Here is a 24,674-nt window from a genome sequence, read left to right on the forward strand (position 1 = left end):
GCACCGCTGAGATTTGATCTTCGTGTGGCGAGTACGACACTGCCTTCATCAGGCCGATGAGATCGAAGGCCCAGCATTGAAGAGTCTTAGCTAATCTCACGAGAACAGGAGAATGGACATGTTGAAGAAAATCAAAATCGCGGCCCTTGGGGGCGTTGTGTGTTTCAGCCTTTCCGGTTGTGCGGCGCTGCTCGGCGCTGGTGCCGGCGCAGCGGCAGCTACGTACTACAACGACGAGAACGACGTGTGTGACGCGCCAACGGAAGCAGGCGTGCTTGACGACGACTGCTAAAGAACTGTCGAGCAGTAGCGCGGCGCCACTAGTGTGGCGCGCGCATGCTGCTTTTGCTGCAAGCCAAGCCTCGCAGCAGCGCTGTCAGGGTGCAAAGTAGCCGCAAGTAGTCTGCTTTAGCTGTCAGGCTGGCGCCGTTTCAAAAGGACTATTAGAATGATCTGGAAACACAGCTTGGCCGCGGCTCTGCTCACGGTTGGGCTTGCTGCCTGCTCCGACCCAGATGAAGTCGACGTACTTCCTGAAAACATGAGGGAAGAAAACTTGCCGGCCGTCGAGACATATCAGGAGCCCCATTCCGACGTGGATGTGAAGGCGGTCGATGTCGGTGACGATGCGGTAGCAGTTCCGGCCAATTAGGCCGCCTTTCGCCGGTCAGAGGGCGTGGAGTTCCAGTCCATCTTCAGGAAATTGCTTTACGCCAGCATGACGCAACTCTGGAAGACGGCGCTTACGAGTTCGGGCTGGCCACGCACACCTATCTTGGCAAACAGCCGCTTCGAGTAGTTGCGCGTTGTTTCAATCGTCAGCCCCATAGTGCCGCTCGCTTCGGCAAGTGACATGCCGTCCGCAAGCAGGATGGCCAGTTCGGCTTCGCGTATTGGTAAGTCGTAGAGGCGCGCGAGGTGGGTGATGCGCCGTGGTTCCGGCTTTCGCGGCTGATGGCAATGGGCGATCATCACCGGAGCGTGCATCAGGTGGCCGCAGGACGGTGCTGCGCGCAGGATCGCTTCCATGCGCGTTGCCTCATGGAGCACGATAGTGGCGTCGTCACCACCGGGATCGGCTGCGAAGCGCGCAGCTGCTTCGCCCAACTCGCGGGCCACTGAGGGGCCAAGTTCACGCAGCGGTTGCCCGCACCGGGGGGCATGGCCAATGATCTGTTGCAGCGAGCGCTCAGTTGAGGGCGCGAGCGTGAGAAGGCGGCCGGACTTGTCGAATATCATCCAGCCAGTGCCGGTGCGTTCCAGGCTTTCCGCATCAAGAATAGCCGTCAGCGTCTGCCGCTCGGCAGCGATGAAAGTGCGCAGCGCAGCGGCCGCGTAAGGAGCGAGGCTGGAAAGCAGGGCGCTATCGGTGGCGGTGCAAGGGCGGTCGCTCGCGATGATGAGCCAGGCGCTCGCTAGATCCTCATCGAGTACCCGCACAACGCGCTCATCCACTAGGCCGAGCTTGCGCATGTCACGCGCTCGACGTGCGCGTAGCGCCGGATCGTGAGCATCGAACTCGTCGCCACTGTAGACGCGCCCGGGTCTCAGGAGATCGTATTGAACGCGGTCGGTGAGATTAAGGTCGTGCAGTTCCAGTTCGTGCGCGCGCTTGTGGATGTCGGGGCCCACGAAGAAGGCATAAGGGTCAGGCGTTTCGCTCAAACGGATAGTCAGGCTCACGTATATTGAGCGGGTTCTGCGGCGCAGACGTTCGAGCAAGGTTGAGAACGGCGCATTCTCGCGGCCTCCGTCGAACAACGGAAGCAGGAGGTCAGTCTCGTCTCTGCTTGTGAGAGGCATACCCTCCCATACGGGAGGTTCGCTCCGATGTCACCTCTGCGATGAGGTGGAAACCCGACAATCGGAGAGGGCTATGACAACACTCACGCACCTTGAACGGCTTGAGGCCGAGTCGATCCACATCATCCGCGAAGTCGCTGCAGAAGCATCCAAGCCGGTGATGCTCTATTCCGTGGGCAAGGACAGCGCCGTGATGCTGCACCTTGCGCGCAAGGCGTTCTATCCTGCGCCGCCGCCGTTTCCGCTGCTCCACGTCGATACCACGTGGAAGTTCAAGGCGATGTACGAGTTGCGCGACCGCATGGCCCGAGAGTCCGGCATGGAACTGCTGGTCTACCAGAACCAGGAAGCGAAGGATAAGGGCATCAACCCCTTCGACCACGGTGCGCTCCACACTGATATGTGGAAGACAGAAGGTCTGAAGCAGGCGCTCGACAAATTTGGCTTCGACGCGGCTTTCGGCGGCGCGCGTCGCGACGAGGAGAAGAGCCGCGCCAAGGAGCGCATCTTTTCGTTCCGCACCACCTCGCACGGCTGGGATCCGAAGAACCAGCGGCCCGAGCTCTGGAATCTCTACAACGCCCGCAAGAACAAGGGCGAGTCCATCCGCGTCTTCCCGATTTCGAATTGGACCGAGCTCGACATCTGGCAGTACATTCACCTCAACGACATTCCGATCGTGCCGCTGTACTTCGCGGAAAAGCGCCCCACGGTGGAACGCGACGGCATGTTGCTGATGGTCGATGATGAGCGCTTCCCGCTCCAGCCAGGCGAAGTACCGGTGGAGCGCTCGATCCGCTTCCGTACGCTGGGCTGCTATCCGCTGACGGGTGCGGTCGAAAGCCAAGCCAAGACTCTTCCCGACGTAATTCAGGAAACGCTGCTCACCACAACCTCGGAGCGGCAGGGTCGAGCGATCGACAAGGATGCGGGCGGCGCTGGCATGGAAGTCAAGAAGCAGCAGGGGTACTTCTGATGACCGAGGGAACCACGAAGGAAGCTGTCTACGTCACCGACAAGCTGATTGCCGAGGACATTGACGCGTACCTGACGCAGCACGAGCACAAAACGATGCTGCGCTTCATCACTTGTGGCAGTGTCGATGACGGCAAGTCCACGCTGATCGGTCGTCTGCTCTATGACTCGAAGATGATCTTCGAGGACCAGCTCGATGCCCTCCACGCCGATTCCAAAAGGGTGGGTACGCAAGGGCAGGAGATCGACTTCGCGCTGCTGGTAGACGGCCTCGCAGCGGAGCGTGAGCAGGGCATCACCATCGATGTCGCCTACCGGTTTTTCAACACCGAGAAGCGCAAGTTCATCGTCGCCGACTGCCCGGGCCACGAACAGTACACGCGCAACATGGTGACAGGCGCCTCCACGTCCGACCTCGCGGTGATCCTGATCGACGCGCGCAAGGGCGTGCTGACGCAGACGCGGCGCCACTCGTACTTGTGCCACCTGATCGGCATCCACAACATCGTGCTCGCCGTGAACAAGATGGACCTGGTGGACTACAGTCAGGAGATCTTCGACACGATCGTGGCTGAATACAGCGACTTCGCCAGCAGCATTGGAATCGAAAGCTTCACCGCGCTGCCGATCTCCGGCTTCAAGGGCGACAATATCACGACGCTGTCGGCCAACACGCCTTGGTACAAGGGGCCGACGCTCGTCGAGCACCTTGAAACGGTGGAAGTGCTGAGTTCGGTTGACGCCGACAAGCCGTTCCGTCTGCCGGTGCAGTGGGTTAACCGTCCGAACCTCGACTTTCGCGGTTTCTCGGGCCTGATCGCAACCGGAGCAGTGAAGCCGGGCGATAAGATCCGCGTTTTGCCTTCGGGCAAGATCAGTACGATTACCCGCGTCGTTGCGTTTGACGGCGATCTGGAAGAGGCTGTGGCCGGCCAGTCCATCACTGTCACGTTCGCCGACGAGATCGACTGCTCGCGCGGCTCGGTCATCTCTACGGCAGATAGTCCGCCGCAGACCGCCGATCAGTTCGAGGCCACGTTCGTGTGGATGGCGGACGAGGCGATGGTCGCGGGGCGAGCCTACTGGCTGAAGCTTGGTACGCAGACGGTCTCCGCCACCGTGCAGGAGCCGAAGTACACGGTCAACGTGAACACCATGGAGCACATGGCGGCCAAAACGCTTGAACTGAACGCGATTGGCGTAGCCGAGCTGACCACCGACAGGTCCATCGTGTTCGAACCCTACAACGATAACCGCACGCTGGGCGGCTTCATTCTCATCGACAAGATGACCAACGCCACGGTCGGTGCGGGCATGATTAACTTCTCGCTCCGCCGTTCGCAAAACGTGCACTGGCAGGCGACCGACATTGGTCGCAAGCAGCGCGCCGATCTCAAAAACCAGAAGCCCGCGCTGCTGTGGTTCACCGGGCTTTCGGGCTCAGGCAAATCGACCATCGCCAACTTGGTAGAGAAGAAGTTGTACCGCATGAACCGGCACACCTTCCTGCTCGACGGGGATAACGTCCGCCATGGCCTTAACAAGGACCTGGGCTTCACTGAGGCGGACCGCATCGAGAACATTCGCCGTGTAGGCGAAGTGGCCAAGCTGATGACGGACGCGGGACTGATCGTCATCACAGCGTTCATCTCGCCCTTTCAGGCCGAGCGCGACATGGTGCGCGGCATGTTGCCCGAGGGCGAGTTCATCGAGGTGTTCATCGACACCCCGCTGCGAGTGGCGGAGAGCCGTGACGTGAAGGGCCTCTACAAGAAGGCACGCTCGGGTGAACTCAAGAACTTCACTGGTATCGACAGCCCGTATGAAGCGCCGCGTGATCCCGAGATCCGCATCGACACCACTGCGATAACTGCGGAAGAGGCTGCGAACCTCATCGTCGACCGCCTGCTGGGAGACGCCTGATGACCTTGGAAAATGATGGAGATCTCGCCGCGCACCTCGCAGATCAAGCCGGCAGGATCCTGCTGCAGGTCCGGGCTTCCGGCGTGTTCGAGGGCAAGTCACTGGGCAAGGCAGGTGACCAGACGGCCAACCAGTTCCTCGTCCACGCTCTTCGGGAGCAGAGGCCGAACGATGGTCTGCTGTCAGAGGAGGAAAAGGACAACGCCGAGCGCCTGAGCCACAGCCGGGTGTGGATCGTCGACCCGGTCGATGGCACGCGCGAGTACGGCGAGGCGCGCGCCGACTGGGCGGTCCACGTCGGCATGGCGGTAAACGGCGTGCCCGTGCTCGGGGCGGTGGCGCTGCCGGGTTGTGGTCAGGTGCTGCGCTCTGACCAGCCCGGCGATGTGCCGCCGGCGCCGGATGTCCTGCGTATGGTCGTCAGTCGCACGCGTCCTGCTCGGGAGGCGACCGAAATTGCGCGAACGCTGGGTGCCGAGTTGGTGTCGATGGGGTCGGCTGGCGCGAAAGCCATGGCGATCTTGCGTGGAGAGGCGGATATCTACCTCCATTCGGGCGGTCAGTACGAATGGGATAGCTGTGCGCCCGTAGCGGTTGCGCTGGGGTGGGGGCTGCATTGCTCCCGCATTGACGGTAGTCCGCTGATCTACAACCAGCAGGACGTCTATCTGCCCGACTTGCTCATTTGCCGGAAGGAGCACGCCAAGCGCGTGCTTGCTGAAGTCGCGGCACTTCCCAAGGTCAGCGGCTGATAGTCAACATTGTCGTCTAGTCCTGCATTCGCTATGCTGGTGCGATGACGGCAGCAACCACTATAGTCTCAAGGGCGAAGCGCAGAGTGCGGGACCCCGCGGCCACGCGCGAGACGATCTTGGAGGCGGCGAGCAACCTGCTGGCAAAGGATGGCCCCGAGGGCGTCAGCCTTTCGGCTGTCGCACACCTGGCCGCGGTCAACCGCGGCACCGCTTACCAGCATTTCGAGACGCGCGAACGGTTGATCGCGGCCACTGTGCAATGGGTGTCGGACAAGCTGTTCCGCGCGGTCTTCGGAGATCCCGAGATACTCGGCGAGCGGCCGGTCGAGGAAGTCGATCCGGCCCTCATGACAGAGCGGCTATGCGACTTCGCCATGGAAAACCCGGACCTCTGCCGCGTCTGGCTACAGCAGGTCCTGGCCTCTCCCGATCCGCAGGAAGACCCGTTCTGGCGCGAGTACGCCGGTTCCTTCGCGCGGTTTGCCAAGACTCCGCTTGCAGAACCCGGTATCGATGTCGAAGTGCTTTCGGTGGTAAATCTCGCTGGTGTTTTTTTCTGGCCCATTCTTGCGCGGGCGCATGCGGTCACAGCGCAGCAGCGGCTGGAGCTAAGTCGGCGCTTTAGTGACGAGGTTCTGCGGCTTTCTCTGTTCGGCACGATGCGATCGCAGTCTTTCCCGCAGATCGTTGCCAGAGTGAAGCCGGGGAAGGATCAAGACGAGGCGTAATTGTTACGCTCCGGCGATGACCGTCCAGCGCGGCATTGACGGAGCAAGCCACATGCGCCTTGTGCGGGCGCATAGTTGTGATAGCCCGCTCGGCGGGTGTTTTCGCCCGGACCGTGCCGTCCGGCCAGCCAGGAGAGACCAATGTTTTCTGCTATCGTGATCGACAAGAACGACGAAGGTCAGACCGTTAACGTGCAGCAGCTGGATGAGAGTGCACTGCCTGAAGGTGATGTCACCATCGACGTTGCTTACTCGACGCTCAACTTCAAGGATGGCCTTGCGATCACCGGCAGCTCGCCGGTCGTACGCAAGTTCCCGATGGTTCCGGGTATCGACCTCGTCGGTACCGTGACCGAGAGCAGCTCGGCCGACTGGAAGGCTGGCGATACCGTCGTCCTCAACGGCTGGGGCGTGGGTGAGGCTCACTGGGGTGGCCTGGCGCAGAAGGCCCGGCTCAAGGGTGAGTGGCTGGTGCCGCTGCCAAGCGCCTTCACGCCCGCGCAAGCGATGGCGATCGGCACCGCAGGCTACACCGCTGCACTGTGCGTCGATGCGCTGGTCGATGCAGGCGTGAAGCCCGAGCAGGGCGAAATCCTGGTCACCGGAGCCACCGGCGGCGTAGGTTCGGTTGCTATCGTGCTGCTGAAGAAGCTGGGCTTCCGTGTCGCCGCGCTCACCGGCAAGATGAGCGAAGAAGGCTATCTGAAGGGTCTCGGCGCTGAAACCGTGATTGATCGCGCTGAATATGCAGAAAAGGGCAAGCCCCTGCAGAAGGAGCGTTGGGCCGGTGTGGTTGACGCCGCAGGCAGCTTCACACTCGCCAACGCGATTGCGCAGACGCGCTACGGCGGCGCTGTTGCCGCGTGCGGCTTGGCGCAGGGCCCTGACCTCACCGCGACCGTGATGCCCTTCATCCTTCGCGGCGTCTCGCTGCTCGGCATCGACAGCGTCATGGCGCCTAAGGCGAAGCGCCTCAAGGCCTGGGACCGTCTCGCCAAGGATCTCGACCCGGCTGCGCTCGACACGATTGCCCAAACCATCGGTCTTGACGAGGCCGTGGACACTGCCAAGAAGTTCATGTCGGGCGAGGTCAAGGGCCGCTACATCGTCGACGTGAACGCCTGAGTTCGGGCGTGCGGACGAGGCATCGCGCCCGTCCGCACGCTTTACGCCATCAAGAGCGGGCTACGAGGCGGATCGTCGCTACCGCGACTGGGTTTGCCCGTCGCTGTCAGTGACCGGGAAGGGGACGAAGATGACGCAACTGGCTGAGATCGTCGACGGCATGTCGGAAGTTCGCGGCATTCCTTTGGCCGAGGAGGAGGGCATTGGCGCTCTCACGCTCGGCGGCTGGGTGCGCGAGATCGCGGAACGCTACGGCCCGCGCGAGGCTGCGGTAATCCACCTCGATGGCGAGGTGATCCGCTGGACCTACCAGGACTTGCTCGACCGCGCGATGGAAGTCGCCAGATCGCTCGTCGCCCTTGGCATTGGCAAAGGCACGCGGGTCGGCATTCTGATGACCAACCGGCACGAGTTCCTGGCCGGAGCTTTCGGCGCGGCATTGGCCGGCGGCGTGGCCACCCCGATCAGCACGTTCTTCACTCCGACTGAACTCGAAGTGGTCCTGAAGGCCTCGGGTGTTTCGTTCCTTCTGCTGGAACGTCGGGTCCTGAAGAAGGACTTCGCGCAGATGCTGCTCGATCTCGAGCCAGCCGCCGAGGATGCAGAGCCCGGCGCGCTGCATTCGACCAAGTTCCCCTTCCTGCGCTACGCCGCTGTCATCGATCAGGACGAGCCGTTCGGCATGATTGAGGGGTGGGGCGCTTTCCTCGCTCGCGGCAAGGATGTGGCGGATGGGCTGGTGCTTGCCGCATCTGACGCAGTTGCGCCCTCTGATCCCGGCATTCTTCTTTTCTCGTCCGGCTCGACCGGCAAGGCAAAGGGTATTCTCAGCGCACACCGCGGCGTGTGCCTGCAGCTCTGGCGCTGGGCCAAATGGTACGCGCTCGATCCCGAGCATCCGCCGCGCACATGGTCGGCCAATGGCTTTTTCTGGTCGGGTAATTTCACCATGGCTCTAGGGGGGACGCTTTCAAGCGGCGGGACGCTGTTGCTGCAGCGCTGGTTCGACGCTGCCGAAGCGCTGGACCTTATGGAGAAGGAGCGCTGTTCCATGGCGCTTGCCTGGCCGCACCAGTGGCCGCAACTCGCGGACGCGCCGAACTACATGGACGTCGATCTCTCGGCGATGCGCTACGTCGACAAGCGCATGCCGATCGCGCAGCACCCCACGGTCAGCACGACCTGGCTGGAGCCGGGCCAAGCCTACGGGAACACCGAGACTTTCACGCTGATCTCGGTATTCGCCTCCGGAACGCCGCAAGACATCGCCGGCGACACGCACGGCATCCCGACCGCCGGGTCCACCATCAAGATCGTCGAACCGCTGTCGGGCAAAACCGTCCCGGTGGGTGAGCGGGGCGAGATCGCGGTGAAGGGGCCGACGCTGATGCTCGGCTACCTCGGCATCCCGCTCGACGAGTCGCTCGACTCCGAAGGCTTCCTGCGCACGGCCGATGGCGGCTTTGTCGACGAGCAGGGGCGATTGCACTGGGAAGGGCGCCTCAACGACATCATCAAGACCGGGGGCGCGAACGTCTCACCCCTGGAGATCGATGCGGTGATCCGCGAGCATCCGGATGTGAAACTGTCACAGACGGTGGGCGTGCCCGACGAACTGCTCGGCGAAGTCGTGGTGACGTGCATCGTGCCGGTCGACGGCGCCTCGCCCGAGGCGTCCGCCATTCGCGATTTTGCGAAGGAGAAGCTCGCCAGCTACAAGGTTCCTCGGCGGATACTGTTCGTAGCTGAGGAGGATCTCGAGACCACCGGAAGCGCCAAGATCAAGACCGCCGAGCTTCGCAAGCTCGCGACAGAACGCCTAGAGGCCGCAGCGTAACAGACTGCCGCGTAGCAAGGGAATGCCGATGACGGAGATGCCCGACTTCGCCGACTGGCTGGCAATCTGCAACGTGAAGGCCGATTATTGCCGCCTGCTGGACACCAAACAGTGGGATGCTTGGAAGGAGCTTTTCACCGAGGATTGCCGCTTCGACACGACAGAGAGCGGTGGCTCCGTTGTCGAGGGGCGCGAGGCCATGGCCGGCTTTGTGCGCCAGAGCCTTGCCAGAGCAAAAACCGCGCATCAGGTGCATACACCGCAGATGGCGTTCGATGGAGCTGACGCGGCGGACGTGATCTGGGCGATGCAGGACCGCGTCATCAAGGACGCTTTCGACCTTACCGGATTCGGCCATTACCATGAACGATACGTGCGCACGGCTCAGGGTTGGCGAATAGCCTCACAGCGGCTGACGCGGCTGATCGTGGACGTGCAGGTCAAAGCATCCAAATCCTGACCTTCTTCCGAAACGGAGGAGCGTTTTCAGCCAACCGCAACGGCGATAAAAGAACGGCGTTCTCTTGCTGTGGTGAACTATCGCTGTTGCGATAGCCAGTGCCTTGCCTTGGCGATATGATGTGCCAACTCCAGCGGGAGCTTGGAAGATCAATCGGGAGGAACCGTGGGCAAGACAATTGTTATCACCGGCGCAGGTGTGGGCCTCGGCCGCGCTTTGGCCAGGCGTTTTGCTTCGGAAGGCGATACGCTCGTGCTTCTGGGCCGCACCCTTTCCAAGGTGCAGGCACTGGCGGACGAACTCGGCGGGCCGCACTTCGCCGTGGAATGCGATGTCGCTTCGCCAGATTCCGTTCGTGCGGCCTTCGCGGCTATCGCTGAACGCCAGCCCAGCATCGACGTGCTGATTAACAACGCTGCGGTTTACGAACCCTTCAAGGTCGTGGACGCCACAGACGAGCAGATCGCCAGCAGCATCAACACGAATTTGGCGGGGCCAATCTATTGCTGCCGCTCCGCCATTCCGATGATGGGCAAGGGCGGACAGATCATCAACGTGACGAGCGAGTCGATAAGCGTCCCGTTCGCCATGCTGTCTCTGTACCAGAGCACGAAGGCCGGTCTGGAGCGTTTCGGGCAGTCGCTTGGCGGCGAGCTTGAGGAGAGCGGCATCCGTGTAACCACGGTGCGGGCGGGTCAAATGTACGAGATCGGCAAGGAGCCGCCGGCGTGGGACCCCGCAGCGGCGATGGAGTTCCACAAGAGCTGCCTTGCCAACGGCCTCGATCTGCGGGCGCGTCCTATATCCAATTGCGAAAACGTGACCGGCGTGTTCCGCGCCATCCTCGACCTGCCTGCCGACGTGCAGTTGCCGCACGTGTCTGTAAGCGCCTGCAAGCCCTGAACGCTTTCCTCCTGCGATGCGAACCGCCAAGGACCAGAACATGACAACACTTCCCGAAGCCAAGCTCTTCATTAACGGCGAACTGCGCGCCGCTACCGGCGGCAAGACTTACGACATTACCAGCCCTTGGACGGGTGAGGCGGTCGGAAAGGCTGCCGACGCCACGAAGCAGGACGTCGAGGCTGCGATCGCCGCAGCACGCGAAGCATTCGACCATACGGACTGGAGCTCGGACGAGAACCGGCAGAAGCGCTTCGAACTCGTCAAGAAGTTTCGCGAACTGTTCGAGAAGAACCGCGGCCGCTTGGCGGATCTGGCGGTGCATGAAGCCGGGGCGGCGCAGGGCGCCGTGTTCCGCGCTCACGTCAATATGGCGCTCGATGGCTGGGACGACTACCTCGCGGTATTCCCCCGCGTGGAGTGGGAAAAGGACTACGGTGAGAAGGAGGCTTTCGGCTCGATTCACAAGCGCGTCGGCGTGCGTGAAGCGATCGGCGTCGTGGGGGCGATCACGCCGTGGAACGTGCCACTCTATGTCAACATCGGCAAGGTCGTGGCCGCGCTGCTCGCGGGCTGCACTGTCATCCTGAAGCCCGCTCCGAACACACCGGGGATGGGCGCGATCTTCGGTGAGCTGGCCAACGAAGCGGGCTTCCCCAAGGGCGTGATCAATGTGGTATTCGGCGAAGACCCCGCTCTTGCCGGCGAGATGCTCGTCACCGATCCACGCGTGGACCTGATCTCTTTCACCGGGTCGACGGGAGTCGGCAAGCGGATCATGGAGCAGGGCGCAGCCACGCTGAAGCGCGTGTTTCTCGAACTTGGCGGCAAGTCCGCCAAGATCGTGCTCGACGATGCTCCGAACTTCGCGATGGAGGTGGGCATGTCTATGCTCGTCTTCCACGCCGGGCAGGGCTGTGCAGTCCAGTCCCGTCTGCTGGTGCCCAAGAGCCGCTACGAGGAAGCCAAGGCAATCCTCAAGGGCGCTTATGGCCAGTTCGGCGACAACTGGGGTGACGTAAGCCACCCCCAGCATGTCATGGGTCCCGTTGTGTCCAAGCGGCAGATGGAGCGCGTGATGAGCTACATCGAGATCGGCAAGGAAGAGGGGGCAACCCTGCTGGTGGGCGGCAATACGCGTCCCGACAAGGGCAACGGTTGGTTTATCGAGCCGACGTGTTTCGTCGATGTCACCAACGACATGCGCATCGCCCAGGAAGAGATCTTCGGACCGGTCCTAGTGGTGATCCCCTTCGAGGACGACGAGGATGCAATTCGCATCGCCAATGAGAGCAACTATGGTCTCTCCGGGGGGGTCAGCTCGGGCGATCATGAGCGCGCCATCCGCGTGGCCAAGCGCATCCGCACCGGATCGGTCAGCGTCAACAATGGCATGTGCATCGCCGGCGACATTCCCTTCGGCGGCTACAAGGCGAGCGGCGTCGGTCGTGAGTGGGGCGTCGAGGGAATTGAGGAATACACCGACGTGAAGATGCTGGCGTGGCCGGTCCGCAAAGTCGAAGCGGCCTGATAGCGTAATGAACAGGGCGGCGGTAACTGCGCGGGAGGAGAGGCCCTTCTTCCCGCCCGCACTTGCCGCCGCCGTGAGCGGCGCGTGCGCGGCTGTTAGCCATAATCTGGCCGGTCAGCGGCTAGGACCCAAAGGGCGAATTACGCGTGAGCGGATACTCGCAGCCGCCCTTGAACTGATCGAGTTAGGCGAGGATGAGCCGTTCAGCCTGAGCGGCGTGGCACGGCGAGCGGGGCTTGGTATTTCCTCTGTCTACAACTACTTCTCGGATCAGACAGAACTTCTACTGGCGGTGCTCGAACCCGTCATGGCAACGGCGGAAGAGGCCTACATGGCGCTCGTTCGAGAGCGTTGGCCTGATTCCGAACTGCCAGAGCGAACGGCGGCTTTTGTCGCCGCTTACCACGATTTCTGGGCTCGCCATTCCGGCTTGCTTCACTTCCGCAATAGCCTGGCTGATCAGCTTGATGTGCGAATGATGCACCACCGTATCGATTCGACCCGACCGCTCATTGCCTTGGTGGTCCGGCAGATGTGCCAGGGATCTGAGCCTGGTCAGGCCGAGACATCGATGGCCACCGTGTTGATGACGGGCATCGAACGCTCCATCACGCTGGCGACGGACAATCGACTTCCCAAGCTCACCGGGCTGCCGTTCGACGCGGACCGGCACCGGTATCTCGATTGCAGCGCGAGGCTGCTGGAAATGGCGATTCGAGACATGCGCGGCACCTGAGCGTTCCTGTATGCTGCCTCGGGAAAGGGCCGCGCAGCGCCGAGCGGCGCGGCCTTTCTGTCTTCAGGCGTCTTGCTTTTGCTCGGCATCCTCGTGGCGCATGAACATCTTCATGATGTCACCCGACGTAACGGGACGCACGTCGCCCTCCGCAAGAGGGCGTTCACCGAGAGATGACTTGGGAGAAGTGTCCACGCCCGCGGCCTTCGCCTTCTCACGCAGCGCGCCGACCGTCAGCTCCTCGCGCCTGTAGTGCTGGAACGGGTCGAACCGGAACCAGCGCATCGCATTGCCATGAGTGATCTTGTCGATCTGAGCGTCGGTGAGATGATTGATCGTGGGCCACAGGTGCTCTGGCACTTCCGGCCACAGAGTGTCGGAATGCGGATAGTCACATTCATAAGCGATATTATCTTCGCCGATGAACTGGATGTTCTGCAGTCCGAACGCATCGTCGATGAAGCAGTTCAGGAAGTGGCGCTTGAACATCTCGCTGGGCTTGAGGTTCTGGAACCGTGAGTTCGTCCAATACTTATGACGCGAGTTCGAGAAGTCCGCGCGCTCGGTAAAATAGGGCACCCAGCCGATTGAGCCTTCCGAAAGCGCGATGCGCATGTCCGGGAACGTGTGGAGCGCTTCCAGCTGCAGCCAGTCAGATGCAGCGTAGGCGATCGACATCGGCATGGTTGAAATCCATGCTTCGATCGGCGTCTCCATCGAGGCATGCGGCGCCGGATTGCCACCGCCGATGTGCAGGCAGATCGTCATGTCGAGATCGTTGACCGCCTTGTAGAAGGGGTCCCAGTACGCGTTGTGGATGCTGGGCAGGCCCTGGCAGGTCGGGTTCTCGCTGATTGAGATCGTGTGACAGCCTTTGTCGCTGACGCGCTTCAACTCGGCGATGGTTGCGGCCATGTCCCAGGTCGGCAGGATGGCGCACGGGATGAAGCGCCCGGGATAAGCGCCGCACCATTCGTCGATATGCCAGTCGTTGTAGGCGCTGATATGCGTGGTAGCGAGCTTCTTGTCTGGCACCCGGTGAAGTCGGCCGCCAGCGAAGTCGAACACTGAGCCGAAGTTCAGCGATGCGGCGACGCCGTTGACATCCATGTCCTTCACGCGTTCATGCACGTCGTAGACGCCCTCGCGGAGCTGATCCAGCGAGGTGGGCTCCATGCCATATTCCTCGAATGGGCGGCCAACCACTGCGTTGAGGGCAACAGAGGCGAAAGTCTGCCCCTGATAGTGCCACACGTCCTTTCCATTTTCATCCTTCAGCAGCTTGGGTGCTGTCTCCAGCGCCTCGCCTGAGAGATGATTTTTGAACATGTCCGGCGGCTCACTGATGTGATCGTCCACCGAGATGATCACCATGTCCTTCATTTCCATTGTTTTCTCTCCCGTGCTTTTACTGTGGTGCTGGGCGGCGAAGGGATCAGTCGGAGGCCAGGCCGAGCTCTCCCCGCAGCTTCTTTCCCGGGACAAGCCCGCTTGACGTGAAGTCGATGACCGCGCCCACGCGCCGGGCCAGAAGCGCTCGCTTGGGCTGGAAGGCGTAACAATTCGCCGGCATCTGCATGGCGTCGCTCTGCCGTTCCAAGGGGATCGTGCGTCCATGTGCGACGAGCCCCGCCCACTGCAGCAGCCGGCCGGCTTGGGATTGCTCAGGCGACATTGCGGAGAGCGCATCGCGCAGAGTCATGAGCGAGCGCCCCGCAACCTCGGGCGGGGAGACGATTTGTCCGTCCTGCTCCACCCACTGCAACACCGCGTTGCCGTTCCGGTCCAGCTCCAGCATACGCAAACCATCGACAGGGTCGCTGACGCGGATGTCAAAGATGGTTTCGGCCGAGTCTTGCGCGTGCTGGGCAGCGATCACGGCAAGGTCATGAAGGTGCGTGCAATTGGCCTTCCGTGCAGTGCGTAGCGTCACTTCGGCCAAGGGCTTGCCGCTGAAAGTATCCACGAGGACCGCGGCGGCGCCGGGACAGGTGTTCCAAGGCATTCGGTCCAGGAATGTCTCCACTTCATTCACCCGAAGTCCGTCATGGTGGAGGCGAACGGCCATGGAGTGGATGTCGTCTTCCAGCAGCGCAGTCACGCGTCCGTGATCGGGAACCACTTGGATGCAGCGACGGTAGCCGCGCAACTCCCGGCTTGCTTCTACGGGTTCTTCCTGCAGGCTCTTCAGTCGCGCCACGGGTTCTCCAAGCAAAGGCTGCCGGGTGATTGACTGTGTATCACTGTCTGGCGGCAGGGCCAATCGAGCCGGCCGCGAATCGTGCGGGCGATGCTGCACGGCCCTCTTCTGGATCGCACGCGCGATGGCACTAAAAGGCCATTGAACCGGGTTGCGGTCTATGGTCAGGGTTGCCGCAAGGGCGAACTTAGTTCGCGACCAACGACAACAATAACTCCTGGAACGGCGACACTCATGAATTTCGATCTTACCGAAGAACAGGGCATGGTGCGTGACACTTTCGCGCGCTTCCTCGATGAGAATTCGAGCACCATTCGGGTGCGCAAGGCGATGGAAACCGGGGGCTTCGATCCGGCGCTCTGGTCGGGTCTTGCCGAGCTCGGCGCTTTTGCCATGCGTGTGCCGGAGGACGCTGGTGGCATGGGGCTCGGCGTGTTCGACGCCGCCCTGCTGATGGAAGAGGCGGGGCGCACCCTCGTCTCCGGCCCCATTGCCGAGGCCTTGGTGGCGACACGCCTGCTGGCCCAGCTTGGCGGTGCGGAAGAGCTGCTCGAGCAGGCGATCGCCGGTGAGGCCGTGGTGTCCATCGCCATGCACGATCTGGCTTCAAAGCCGGTGCAGTGGGTCGCAGGCGGGGCAGTCGCACAAGCAGTGATCGCCCGCAAAGGCGATGACGTGGTCCTCGTCACCGTGCCGGAGAGTGCCCGCAAGGCGGAGGAGAACCTCGCTACCACACCGATCGCCGAGATCGACCTTGGCGAGTTGGACGCGCAAGTGCTGGGTTCCGGCGCTGCGGCCACTTTCGAGGCCGCCCTCGAGGAGTGGAAGCTGTACATGGCCATCGGCCTGTCCGGCATCGGCCGTGAGGCGCTGCGGCTGGCGTCGGTCTACGCGACTGAACGCAAGGCTTTCGGGCAGCTGATCGGTACCTTCCAGGGCATTTCTCACCCGCTGGCAGATCTGCTGTGCGACGTCGATGGCGCCAAGTTCCTCGCTTGGAAGGCGATACACGACTTGTCCGAAGGTTCGGACGAAGCTGCGCCGTGCATCAGTCTTGCGTACTGGTACGCCTGCGATGCCGCAGCGCGTTCCGTTGCTCAGGGTCTGCATACGTTTGGCGGGTACGGCCTCTCGGTCGAGTACGACATCCACCTGTTCAACCTGCGGGCGAAGGCGTGGCCGCTGGTCATGGGCGATCCGCAGCTTGTGTTGGAGGAGGCGGGACGGCGCCTCTACGCGGACGAGAAGCCGGCGCTACCGGATGTGGGCGATGTTCCCATTGACTTCGACCTGGGTGACGAGGCTCGTGCGGTTTGCGCCGAACTCGCTGGGCTTTTCGCGAAAGTGCCGGAGGAGACCAAGGCGAAGTTCCACTACTCGTGGGAAGGCTACGTCCCTGAAGTCCACAAGATGCTGGCCGAGAACAACCTGCTGTTCCCTGGGCTTCCCGAACATCTGGCCGGCCGCAAGATTTCGCCTTACGCCCGCATCGCCGCCATGGGTGAGCTTGAGCGCCAAGGCTACAACACGCCCGGCGCAGGCGTCGCGTCGATGGTCGCGATGATGATCGACAAGTACGGCAGCGATGAGCTGAAGCAGGAAGTCCTGCCCAAGATCGTCGGTGGCGACGTGCTCTGTTCGCTCGGCTACTCCGAGCCCAGCTGCGGTTCCGACGTGTTCGCGGCACAATGCAAGGCGACACAGCTGGAAGACGGGTCTTGGCGGATCGACGGCACGAAGATGTGGACCAGCGGCGCGAACCTTGCGAGCTACGTCCTCATGCTGACGCGCACCAATCCCGACGTGCCCAAGCACAAGGGACTGACAATGTTCATCGTGCCCCTCAAGATCGAGGGCGTCACGGTGCAGGCGGTCCACACGTTCCAGGACGAGCGCACGAACATCACCTTCTATGACGGCGTCACCATCCCAGACTCATGGCGTCTGGGCGAGATCGACGGCGGCGTGAGGACGATGAGCGCTGCTCTCGAACTGGAGCACGGCGGAGGGTTCTCAAAAGCCATCAACGGCATGATCGAGGCTGCCGAGGAAGTGTGCGAGGAGCTTGGTATTCTTGGAGAGACGCGTACGCAGTGCCGTCTCGCACGCACGTATGCGCACCTGTGGGTGTCGGACATGCTGGCTTACCGCTCGCAGTGGGCCAGCGTGGAGAAGAAGCCGAACCACGCCTTTGGTCCGATGGCGAAGATGTACTCGTCTGAGGTCTTCCTCAGCGACAGCCGTGATCTGCTAGACCTTACCGCACCACTTTCACTGTCCAAGCGGCCAGGAGCGGCGGCGCTGCTGAACCAGTGCTATCGCCACGCGGCCGGCACCACGATCTACGGCGGCACCAGCGAGGTGCACCGTTCGATGGTTGCCGAGCGTGGGCTGGGCCTGCCGCGTACGCGCGGTTAAGGAGACCGACATGAGCGAAGATGCACCTCACCTGCTGACCGAGATCGTCGATGGTTCGATCATCGTCTGCACACTGAACCGGCCCGACAAGCTGAACGCCATCTCACGCGAGATGATGGATCTGCTGACGGACGCTGTCCTGACGTTCCGGGATAGCGAGGACTTGAAGGTCATGCTGATCCGGGCGACTGGCCGGTACTTCAGTGCCGGGGCGGACCTCAAGGCCGGCAATCAGAAGATCGTATCGCCCATGGGCAACTCGAAAAGCGCCCGCGGTATCCGCGAGAACCACCGCCTCAACTTGAACAACATGCAGCAGTTGTGGGACGAGATGGAGCACATCGAGAAGCCCATCGTTGTCGCGCACCAAGCCATGTGCGTGGGCGGAGGACTTGAGCTTTCGCTCTCTTGCGACTTCCGCCTCGCCGCCAAGAGCGCTGGTTATGCCTTTCCAGAAGGCCTGTTCGGCGTTCTCCCGGCATCCAGCGGGGTTTCCCGCCTCACCCGGCTGTGCGGCCCACATTGGGCACGTTGGCTTATCATGGCCAACAAGAAGGCGGACGCCGACATGGCCTTTACCATGGGCCTCGTTCACCAGGTCTATGCGGACGAGACATTCGACGAAGAGGTGATGGACTTCGTCCGCCACCTTGCCAAGCAGAACGGCGAGCAGATGGGCGCGGCAAAGATCGCGATCGAAATGTGCTCCGAAGTCGGCCGCGAAATGGGCCGCCACGTGGAGCGAATGGCCAACTCTGCACTGATGCTAAACCCTGATTACATCAAGGGCATGGAACGGTACCTGAAGGGCGTTGGCGGCAAGGCAAAAAGCTGAGCGGGTTCGGGTTCGCCCGAGCCGCAGGCTCGGGCGTATAAGTGGTCGTCCTCAGGCGGCCGTCTTCTGCTTCAGCAACTGTTCGACGTTCGAATTGTTCGGATCGGGTAAACAGGCGCGCATGGCTTCGCTTACGCTTTGTACGAGGCCTTCGGCGTTCACTTTGTCATCGCGCCCGTAGACCAGTGAGATTACCAGCGGATGGTCTTCCGGCTGGTCCGGCACCAGTACGCAAAGGGAATCCGCTTTCGAGCCAAAGCCAACCTGCCCGAACGTGTACGAACGCGCGCGGCAGCTCTCAATCCGGGTCATCATCTCCACGGCCGAGAACTTGTGCGCCGCGTCGGCTTCCGCATTGAGCCGGCGGACCATGCCTTCGCAGCGATCTGCCGCGACAGTCGAAAGCATCAGCACGCCGGCGGTATTGCGGGCCAGCGGTTCCTTGCACCCGCCGAACAAATCCTGCGTACACGTCGGTGCCTTTGAACCGTGACGCCAGGCGATGACTTGCGCGTCGAGCCCGACCATTCCGGTGAGCGAAACCGAAAGGCCCGTCTGAGCGGCGAGACGGTCCATCAGCCGCACCAGACGGCCGTCACGGATCATCTCGGGCTGGCCCCAACTCCCCAGCAGCGCGGCACGCGGCGTGAGGCGATAGGAGCGCGTGTACGGGTCCTTGTGAAGAAGACCTAGCTCGACGAGACTTGAGAGAAGTTCCGATGTGCTGGACTGCGGGCGATTATACCGCCTCACGATGTCCATAACTGTCGCCTCGCGATGAGCATCATCGAAGTATTCGAGCACTTCGATCACGCGACGAGCGATCTTTGCCTTGTTCGAGCCTGACGACGCAGCCGGCATAAACATCTCCTCCGTTCCGCCTCTTCTGTTCTTGCAGCGGACACCGGCAGCATCGGTCCGGCAGACGGCAGCGTCAACAGAAAATGAGGCTTATTCGTTTTTTCCTTAGCTTGCTTAGCTTCGACTCACAGGAAGCTCAAGAGGGCGCGTGAGGGCGCGGGTTGAAGCGCCGCCCACCCACGATAGTCCGGCCCTGGAAGCACGTTCAGCAAAAGCGCGTGACACCGCTTGCCTGCGGAGGGAGGAGAGCAAGATGGACCTTGCCTCTTTCACAGTTCCCGCGAGCCGCCTTTCACGAATGGAGGACTCTTGGGGTGGGCCGCTCGCGGTGATCGATCTGGAGTCTGCGCAGGCGGACCTCGACTTGCGGCTGCCTCCATGTCCCGTGATCGGCTTGGGGAATCGCGCGCATCCGCTCGCCTCGAAAGTCGATGTGGTGATGGAGCCACCCTTCGAAGTCGCCACGCTCATCCGGAATGTCGCTGCGAATCCCCGTGCGGCAGGGGCCTTCGTGCAACTGCTGCGGTCAACTGCGGGGCTGGAGCCTGCTTGTGCGCTTCCAATCGAATCGATGGCTTATGCGATGCTGCAAGGCAGTGCTGAGCACGCCGCTTGGAAATCAGCTCGAAGGTCGATCTCGGCGACACCCGGTCGCGTCCGTGCAGAGCGGCGGGACAACCTGCTTGAGATCGTTCTCGACCGCGCGGCTTCTGGAAATGCCATCGACCGGCAGATGCGCGACGATCTGTCGGCTGTGCTGGGACTGGCAAGCCTGGACGCCAGCTTGCACCAGATCTGCCTGAAGGGTGCGGGTAAGGCATTCAGCCTTGGCGCGGATCTCGACGAGTTCGGCACGACGGCAGACCCGGCGACAGCGCACGCGATTCGCTCCCTGACACTCCCGGCTTATGCTGCCGCGGAATGTGCGGAGCGCCTTGAAGTGCACGTGGACGGAGCCTGCGTGGGTGCTGGGATCGAACTGGCGGCATTTGCCCACCGTATCTACGCCACGCAGCGGTCGTGGTTTCAGTTGCCAGAGCTCGCCATGGGGATCATCCCGGGCGCGGGAGGCTGCGTTTCCCTGCCGCGTCGGATCGGACGGCAGCGCACGACGCTGATGTTCCTGTCAGGCCGTCGGCTCAGCGCCAGGCTTGCTCTGGATTGGGGGCTCGTTGACGCGCTGGTGGATGATTTCGCCAGCCACGAACGTGGCTGCAACGTCATCTGAGGTGAGGCGGAGGCGGGCCTCTGCCCACGGGCGATCGAGTAGGCAAAGGTCCGCGGTGGCACCGATCTTGATCGTGCGCTCGCGCGTGAAGTCGAGCGGGTCTGCGAGATAGAGAGCCAGCGCTTGCTCGGGATCGAGCGCTTCCTCAGGGCCAATGATGGCGCCTGCTGCCGTGCGCCGTGACACCGCTGCGGCCATCGCCAGCCAAGGATCATCGCTGCCGTAAGGCGCGTCGCTGCCGCCGGCCAGAGGTATCCCCCGCGCCGCGAGTGAGCCGAGGCGATACAGGTCCGGGTGATGCCGCGGTTCCACATCCAGGAGGTAGCGATCGCCGCGCTCGGCAACGAACCGGGGCTGGACGCACGCGTGGAGGTTGAGCCGCGCCATCTGCTCCAGGAGCTGAGGGGAAGCGACCGACACGTGTTCTATCCGATCGCCCGGCATTGCCCCGGCCTCTTCGATCGCTGCCAAGGCGAACACCAGTTCGACCTCACTCACGCAGTGAACTGCCACTGCCCGGTCCTGTTGATGTGCGGCCTTTATGAAGGCCACGGCTTCCCCAAAGGCGGGGAATGCCGCCTCATGCAAGTGCAGCTTGGCGGGGCCCAGGCGCCAAGCCTCTCCCGAAGTATTCGCAAGGCTCAGGTTCCCTGCAAGGACGCACCGCTGGAGCAAGGCTGCCGTGCTCCGCTGCTCGGCGAAGTGTTTGGCGATCGCGGGATCGTTGCGCGGTGACATGTCGGTCACGCCAGTTACGCCGTAGCGGGCCAGAGCTGCGCTCGTTGTGCCGAGATCTGGAGGTGTGCTTCCGAGCGAGCGCTGTAACCATGCGTCCTCTTCAAAAAGGCGGCCGGTGAAGCGCCCTGCGTTGCGCTCAAGCCCCGGCGGCGGCGTTCCGGCGGCGAGCAATTGATCGAGGGCGCGGCTGTTCAGAAGCCACATGCGACCTGAGCGGTGCTGGATGCGTACGGGGCGGTCCGGAACCATGCGGTCGAGAGTCGCTGCGTCGGGAAGGGCATCCAGAACACTCTCGTGGTAGCCAACACCTCGGATCCAGCCGTCGCCCGGCGCCATAAAAAGCGCTTCATGCAGAGCTTCTCCGTCAAGAACATCCGGGGGGCCGCAGGCAACCGAGGCAGCCCTTGCCGCGAGTGCAGCGAGGTGGATGTGATGGTCATGAAGGCCGGGCAGGAGCGCGCCGCCGGACGCCGCGATCACCGGCTCCTCCGGAAACGGTGCGAAACGGCCAAGCGCAGCCACGACGCCATCTTGGATGCGCAGGTCACAACGACCGTGGCCGAGTACGTCAGCGTCGCAGATCAGCATGAAAGATAACGCTCGTTATCGGCACCGATATCGCGCACCCGGGCGAGCAAGGGGCGTCTGCGAACTTTAGGGAATTGCTGCCCTTGGGCGGCGCCCCAGGCGCGCAGTTCCTGCAGGAAGGCGTCCTCGTCGTAAGCTCGCTCCTCGTCGATAGCACTGGCAACAATCGCGCTCATCGCAAGGCCGATCCGTTGCGCCCGGCCCGAGACGAGGGCGCGCCAGCCCTCGAGCGCGCCCGTGATTCCCGTCAGAGGATCGGCGATCGCATCTCCGACATAGGCTATCTCGCCCGTGACATCGGCAAGCGCGCGGCTGAGCCCGCCGGCAACAGCACAGTCATTGCCGATGCCCGTCCAGTTCGCGGCTTCTCCGCTCGCACCATGCCCGGTGACGGATAGCCAGACGAGCCCAGGCACTTCGCCAACGAGCGATTTGGCGTCAATGCCCAGATGCTTGAGCGCGCGCGGTCGGGAGGATTCGATCACCACGTCGGCCTGACGGATCAACGCGACGAGAGCATCCTTCTGGGCGCTGCTTGCAAAGTCTATGACCACGCTGGCCTTGCCCTGGTTGATGAGATCAAAGGTCGCGTGGTCGTCGCGCCGGATGAGATCCGGCCGCGCAAAGCTCTCGACCTTCACAACTTCCGCTCCGGCAAGCCAGAACAGATGGCCGGCAAGCGGACCAGCCCAGATAGCGGAAAGGTCAACCACCAGAAGGCGATGACCTGGCGCGCGGGTTCGCACCGGTCCGTGCGCGAGCACTTCCACTGGCGGGGAGACCGGCGTTTCGTCTGCAGAGGCGACGGGTAGTCCGAGGTCGCGCCCTCGTGCCACCAGATCGGCACATTCGTGGAGCCCCACAGCATGTGCAATTGCGTTGTTGTCAGCGATATCAAGTCCGGCATCACCGAAGAGCGCAGGCAGCAGTTCCCGGTCCTCGGCACGGATCAAAGTCAGCGCAAACCAGCCGCCATCGCGTGTGGGCATCAGGCGGCTGCCGCCAACGCCAGCTGAAATTCGCCCGTTTATGCGGTAGTCGCCGTTCGAGCCGCGCTCACCGACAAGTGTCGCTCCGTCAAGCGCGGCGATGCGGTCGCTACCGCTCAATGAGGCGAGGGCTTTCAGGCGTCTGTCGGCCCAGCGCGCCAGGGGGATCGCTGGGCCGTCGATGGTGCCGTCAGTCGGCAAGGAGTTCCTTGACCTTGCGGCGGAGCAGCTTGCCCATCTCGTTGTACGGTAGTTCGGTCACGAACGCGACCTTCTCGGGTACGCGGCTGGATCGGAGCCGTCCGCGCACCAACTCCTTCAGCTCATCCTCGGTCGGTTCGCCGTGACCCTCGCGGGTGACGACTGCGATACCCACGGCCTCGCCCCACTCGATCGACGGTACGGCGCAGGCGCAGGCGTCTGCGACGGCAGGGTGAGTGAGCAGCACGTCCTCGATCTCGCCGGGCGACATGTTCTCGCCGCCGCGTACGATCACGTCATCTGCTCGCCCGGACAGGAAGAGGTAGCCTTCCTCGTCCATGTAGCCCGCGTCGCGCGTGGGGAACCAACCCTCGGCGTCGAGCGCACTCTTCTCCTTGTACTCACCCGACACCTGCTCGCCGCGTACATAGATCTCTCCGGCTTGGCCGACCGGCAATACGCTGCCGTCCTCCCCGCGGATTTCGATCTCCACCGTGGGGATCGGCTTGCCGACCGAGGTCAGCCGCGCGCGCACCTTAGCGTCTTCGGACGCGAGGGCGGCGCGATGCTCATCCGGTCCGAGCAGGGCAATGGTCGAGCTGGTTTCGGTGAGCCCATAAGCGTTGGTGAAGCCGCTTGTCGGGAACAGCTGAAGCGCCTTGTGGATCACCTCGATCGGCATCTTGCCGCCACCATAGGCCACGGCGCGCAGGCTGGAGACCTCGGCTGAAGCACCCTTTTCCATCGCATCGACGATCCGCGCGAGCATGGTGGGCACGACGAAGGCATTCGAGATGCGTTCTTCCGACACCAGCTTGAGCCAGTTCTCCGGTGTGAAGTTGGGCAGCATCACGATTTTGCGTTGCGCGTAGATCGAGGAGAGCAGGGCGGAGATGCCGGCGATGTGGTAAGGCGGGACGACGACCAGCGCCGCGTCATCTTCGTCTGCCGACGCGAATTCGACAGTGCCGAGGATGTAGCCGAGCAAGTTGGAGTGGCGCAGGATGGCAGCCTTCGGCGCCGCCGTCGTACCGCTGGTGAACAGCTGAATGGCGATGCCCTCGCCCGGGTCGTACTCGCGCGTTTCCTGAGCAGGCACGACCTCCTGCACCTTCAGCCTGAATTCCTCGCGAGGCATGATCGTGTGCCCCTGATCGCCTGCGATGCGGATCACGCGCTCTTCGTCGCCGATCACCAGAGCCGGCGCGATGCGGCCGAGCAGCGCGGCAAGATCGGCGTCGGGCAAGCGGTAGTTCAGGGGACAGTAGGGCACACCGGCCAGAGCCGCGCCAAACACCGCGATCAGCGCTGCTTCGCTGCTCTCGTCGAGAAGCGCGACATACTGCGCATCGCTCTCGACGATCAGCTCGAAAGCGCCTCGGGCGGCGGACAGCAATTCGCCATAAGTCCAGCGCTTCCCGTCGCAGACGAGACCGACACGATCGGGCGCAGCCTCAGCGGCCATTTCAAGAAAGAGAGCAATGTTCATCGTGGGTTCGTGGGCCTTGAAGTGCTGGACCGGTGGGCGAAGTAGCGCTGGATCAGTCGGACGCGGGCAGGGGCTTGGCATCCTTCACGACAAGGGCGACGCCGTCGACGGACAGCGAGCCCTTGCCCGGCTTGACGCAGAGCAGCTCGTACTTGCTGTCTGCATCGACGTAGCGCTTGCCCATCAGCGTGCCGGCCGAAAAGTCGGCAGCAAGTGGCTGAGCTTCGGCCGGCTTGGCTTCGGCCATCGGCGCGCCGCCGCACTCGATCGTGCCGCCGGCGGTGCGGATCACCATCACTTCAGTATCGCAGGTGGCACTCTTCAGTCGGGTTCCGGGCTTCATGATGTTTT

Annotated in this window: 23 protein-coding genes; 15 read left to right on the forward strand and 8 right to left on the reverse strand. The window is 62.6% G+C overall.

Going from position 1 to position 24,674, the window contains the following annotated elements; translation table 11 throughout:
• Positions 1-118 precede the first annotated feature (118 nt).
• Together ABVV53_RS14770 and ABVV53_RS14775 are read left to right on the forward strand one after the other, a co-directional pair.
• Complete coding sequence (locus ABVV53_RS14770) at positions 119-292, forward strand: hypothetical protein (protein WP_353985194.1); 174 nt, start codon at positions 119-121, stop codon at positions 290-292.
• Positions 293-448: 156 nt separating this feature from the next.
• Positions 449-652, forward strand: a complete 204-nt coding sequence (locus ABVV53_RS14775; RefSeq protein ID WP_353985195.1) for a hypothetical protein — start codon at positions 449-451, stop codon at positions 650-652.
• A 56-nt stretch (positions 653-708) separates the two neighbouring features.
• Here the strand turns inward: ABVV53_RS14775 and ABVV53_RS14780 are convergent, their stop codons facing one another.
• Positions 709-1,803: a helix-turn-helix transcriptional regulator gene (locus ABVV53_RS14780; RefSeq protein WP_353985196.1), complete on the reverse strand. Its 1,095-nt coding sequence runs from the start codon at positions 1,801-1,803 to the stop codon at positions 709-711.
• A 46-nt stretch (positions 1,804-1,849) separates the two neighbouring features.
• On the opposite strand from ABVV53_RS14780, the gene cysD reads away from it, so the two are divergent.
• The 10 genes from cysD to ABVV53_RS14830 all read left to right on the forward strand — a co-directional run bounded on the left by cysD (position 1,850) and on the right by ABVV53_RS14830 (position 12,776).
• A complete protein-coding gene (gene cysD / locus ABVV53_RS14785) occupies positions 1,850-2,779 on the forward strand; it encodes a sulfate adenylyltransferase subunit CysD (protein WP_353985197.1) in 930 nt (309 codons plus the stop codon).
• Positions 2,779-4,701 carry a sulfate adenylyltransferase subunit CysN gene (gene cysN / locus ABVV53_RS14790; protein WP_353985198.1) on the forward strand — a complete coding sequence of 641 codons (1,923 nt, stop codon included), beginning with the start codon at positions 2,779-2,781 and terminating at the stop codon, positions 4,699-4,701. The genes cysD and cysN overlap by 1 nt, the downstream gene beginning before the upstream one ends.
• Entirely contained in the window at positions 4,701-5,453 is a 753-nt protein-coding gene (locus ABVV53_RS14795; RefSeq protein WP_353985199.1) for a 3'(2'),5'-bisphosphate nucleotidase CysQ, read from the forward strand. The genes cysN and ABVV53_RS14795 overlap by 1 nt, the downstream gene beginning before the upstream one ends.
• 44 nt (positions 5,454-5,497) lie before the next feature.
• Complete coding sequence (locus tag ABVV53_RS14800; RefSeq protein WP_353985200.1) at positions 5,498-6,184, forward strand: TetR/AcrR family transcriptional regulator; 687 nt, start codon at positions 5,498-5,500, stop codon at positions 6,182-6,184.
• 141 nt (positions 6,185-6,325) lie between these two features.
• Positions 6,326-7,309: an acrylyl-CoA reductase (NADPH) gene (acuI, locus tag ABVV53_RS14805; RefSeq protein ID WP_353985201.1), complete on the forward strand. Its 984-nt coding sequence runs from the start codon at positions 6,326-6,328 to the stop codon at positions 7,307-7,309.
• A 130-nt stretch (positions 7,310-7,439) separates the two neighbouring features.
• Positions 7,440-9,146 (forward strand): class I adenylate-forming enzyme family protein, encoded by a 1,707-nt coding sequence (locus ABVV53_RS14810; RefSeq protein ID WP_353985202.1) that lies wholly within the window; start codon positions 7,440-7,442, stop codon positions 9,144-9,146.
• Between the two features lie 28 nt (positions 9,147-9,174).
• Entirely contained in the window at positions 9,175-9,606 is a 432-nt protein-coding gene (locus ABVV53_RS14815) for a nuclear transport factor 2 family protein (RefSeq protein ID WP_353985203.1), read from the forward strand.
• A gap of 165 nt (positions 9,607-9,771) precedes the next feature.
• Positions 9,772-10,509, forward strand: a complete 738-nt coding sequence (locus ABVV53_RS14820; protein WP_353985204.1) for an SDR family oxidoreductase — start codon at positions 9,772-9,774, stop codon at positions 10,507-10,509.
• A 40-nt stretch (positions 10,510-10,549) separates the two neighbouring features.
• Positions 10,550-12,040: an aldehyde dehydrogenase family protein gene (locus tag ABVV53_RS14825; RefSeq protein WP_353985205.1), complete on the forward strand. Its 1,491-nt coding sequence runs from the start codon at positions 10,550-10,552 to the stop codon at positions 12,038-12,040.
• A 7-nt stretch (positions 12,041-12,047) separates the two neighbouring features.
• A complete protein-coding gene (locus ABVV53_RS14830) occupies positions 12,048-12,776 on the forward strand; it encodes a TetR/AcrR family transcriptional regulator (RefSeq protein ID WP_353985206.1) in 729 nt (242 codons plus the stop codon).
• A gap of 63 nt (positions 12,777-12,839) precedes the next feature.
• On the opposite strand, the gene ABVV53_RS14835 is transcribed toward ABVV53_RS14830, so the two are convergent.
• Positions 12,840-14,165, reverse strand: coding sequence for an amidohydrolase family protein (locus tag ABVV53_RS14835; RefSeq protein ID WP_353985207.1), 1,326 nt, complete (start codon positions 14,163-14,165; stop codon positions 12,840-12,842).
• Between the two features lie 46 nt (positions 14,166-14,211).
• Positions 14,212-14,976, reverse strand: a complete 765-nt coding sequence (locus ABVV53_RS14840; RefSeq protein WP_353985208.1) for a DUF2889 domain-containing protein — start codon at positions 14,974-14,976, stop codon at positions 14,212-14,214.
• Between the two features lie 234 nt (positions 14,977-15,210).
• Between ABVV53_RS14840 and ABVV53_RS14845 the strand changes: the two genes are divergently transcribed.
• Together ABVV53_RS14845 and ABVV53_RS14850 are read left to right on the forward strand one after the other, a co-directional pair.
• Entirely contained in the window at positions 15,211-17,394 is a 2,184-nt protein-coding gene (locus ABVV53_RS14845; RefSeq protein ID WP_353985209.1) for an acyl-CoA dehydrogenase family protein, read from the forward strand.
• Positions 17,395-17,404: 10 nt separating this feature from the next.
• Positions 17,405-18,229, forward strand: coding sequence for an enoyl-CoA hydratase/isomerase family protein (locus tag ABVV53_RS14850; RefSeq protein ID WP_353985210.1), 825 nt, complete (start codon positions 17,405-17,407; stop codon positions 18,227-18,229).
• 51 nt (positions 18,230-18,280) lie between these two features.
• Here ABVV53_RS14850 and ABVV53_RS14855 read toward each other — a convergent pair whose 3' ends face one another.
• A complete protein-coding gene (locus ABVV53_RS14855; RefSeq protein WP_353985211.1) occupies positions 18,281-19,090 on the reverse strand; it encodes a helix-turn-helix domain-containing protein in 810 nt (269 codons plus the stop codon).
• A 253-nt stretch (positions 19,091-19,343) separates the two neighbouring features.
• On the opposite strand from ABVV53_RS14855, the gene ABVV53_RS14860 reads away from it, so the two are divergent.
• Positions 19,344-20,318, forward strand: coding sequence for an enoyl-CoA hydratase/isomerase family protein (locus ABVV53_RS14860; protein ID WP_353985212.1), 975 nt, complete (start codon positions 19,344-19,346; stop codon positions 20,316-20,318).
• Here the strand turns inward: ABVV53_RS14860 and ABVV53_RS14865 are convergent.
• The 4 genes from ABVV53_RS14865 to ABVV53_RS14880 are packed head-to-tail and all read right to left on the reverse strand — an operon-like array spanning position 20,217 to position 24,666.
• The gene (locus ABVV53_RS14865; protein ID WP_353985213.1) at positions 20,217-21,644 is read right to left on the reverse strand and encodes an amidohydrolase family protein; all 1,428 of its coding nucleotides are present in this window, start codon (positions 21,642-21,644) and stop codon (positions 20,217-20,219) included. The genes ABVV53_RS14860 and ABVV53_RS14865 overlap by 102 nt on opposite strands.
• Positions 21,638-22,834, reverse strand: coding sequence for a CoA transferase (locus ABVV53_RS14870; protein WP_353985214.1), 1,197 nt, complete (start codon positions 22,832-22,834; stop codon positions 21,638-21,640). Before ABVV53_RS14870 ends, ABVV53_RS14865 begins: the two co-directional genes overlap by 7 nt.
• Positions 22,824-24,323, reverse strand: coding sequence for a class I adenylate-forming enzyme family protein (locus ABVV53_RS14875; protein ID WP_353985215.1), 1,500 nt, complete (start codon positions 24,321-24,323; stop codon positions 22,824-22,826). Before ABVV53_RS14875 ends, ABVV53_RS14870 begins: the two co-directional genes overlap by 11 nt.
• 52 nt (positions 24,324-24,375) lie before the next feature.
• Complete coding sequence (locus tag ABVV53_RS14880) at positions 24,376-24,666, reverse strand: hypothetical protein (RefSeq protein ID WP_353985216.1); 291 nt, start codon at positions 24,664-24,666, stop codon at positions 24,376-24,378.
• Positions 24,667-24,674: the final 8 nt, after the last annotated feature.

This window comes from Novosphingobium kalidii (genome assembly GCF_040534015.1).
GTDB lineage: Bacteria > Pseudomonadota > Alphaproteobacteria > Sphingomonadales > Sphingomonadaceae > Novosphingobium > Novosphingobium kalidii.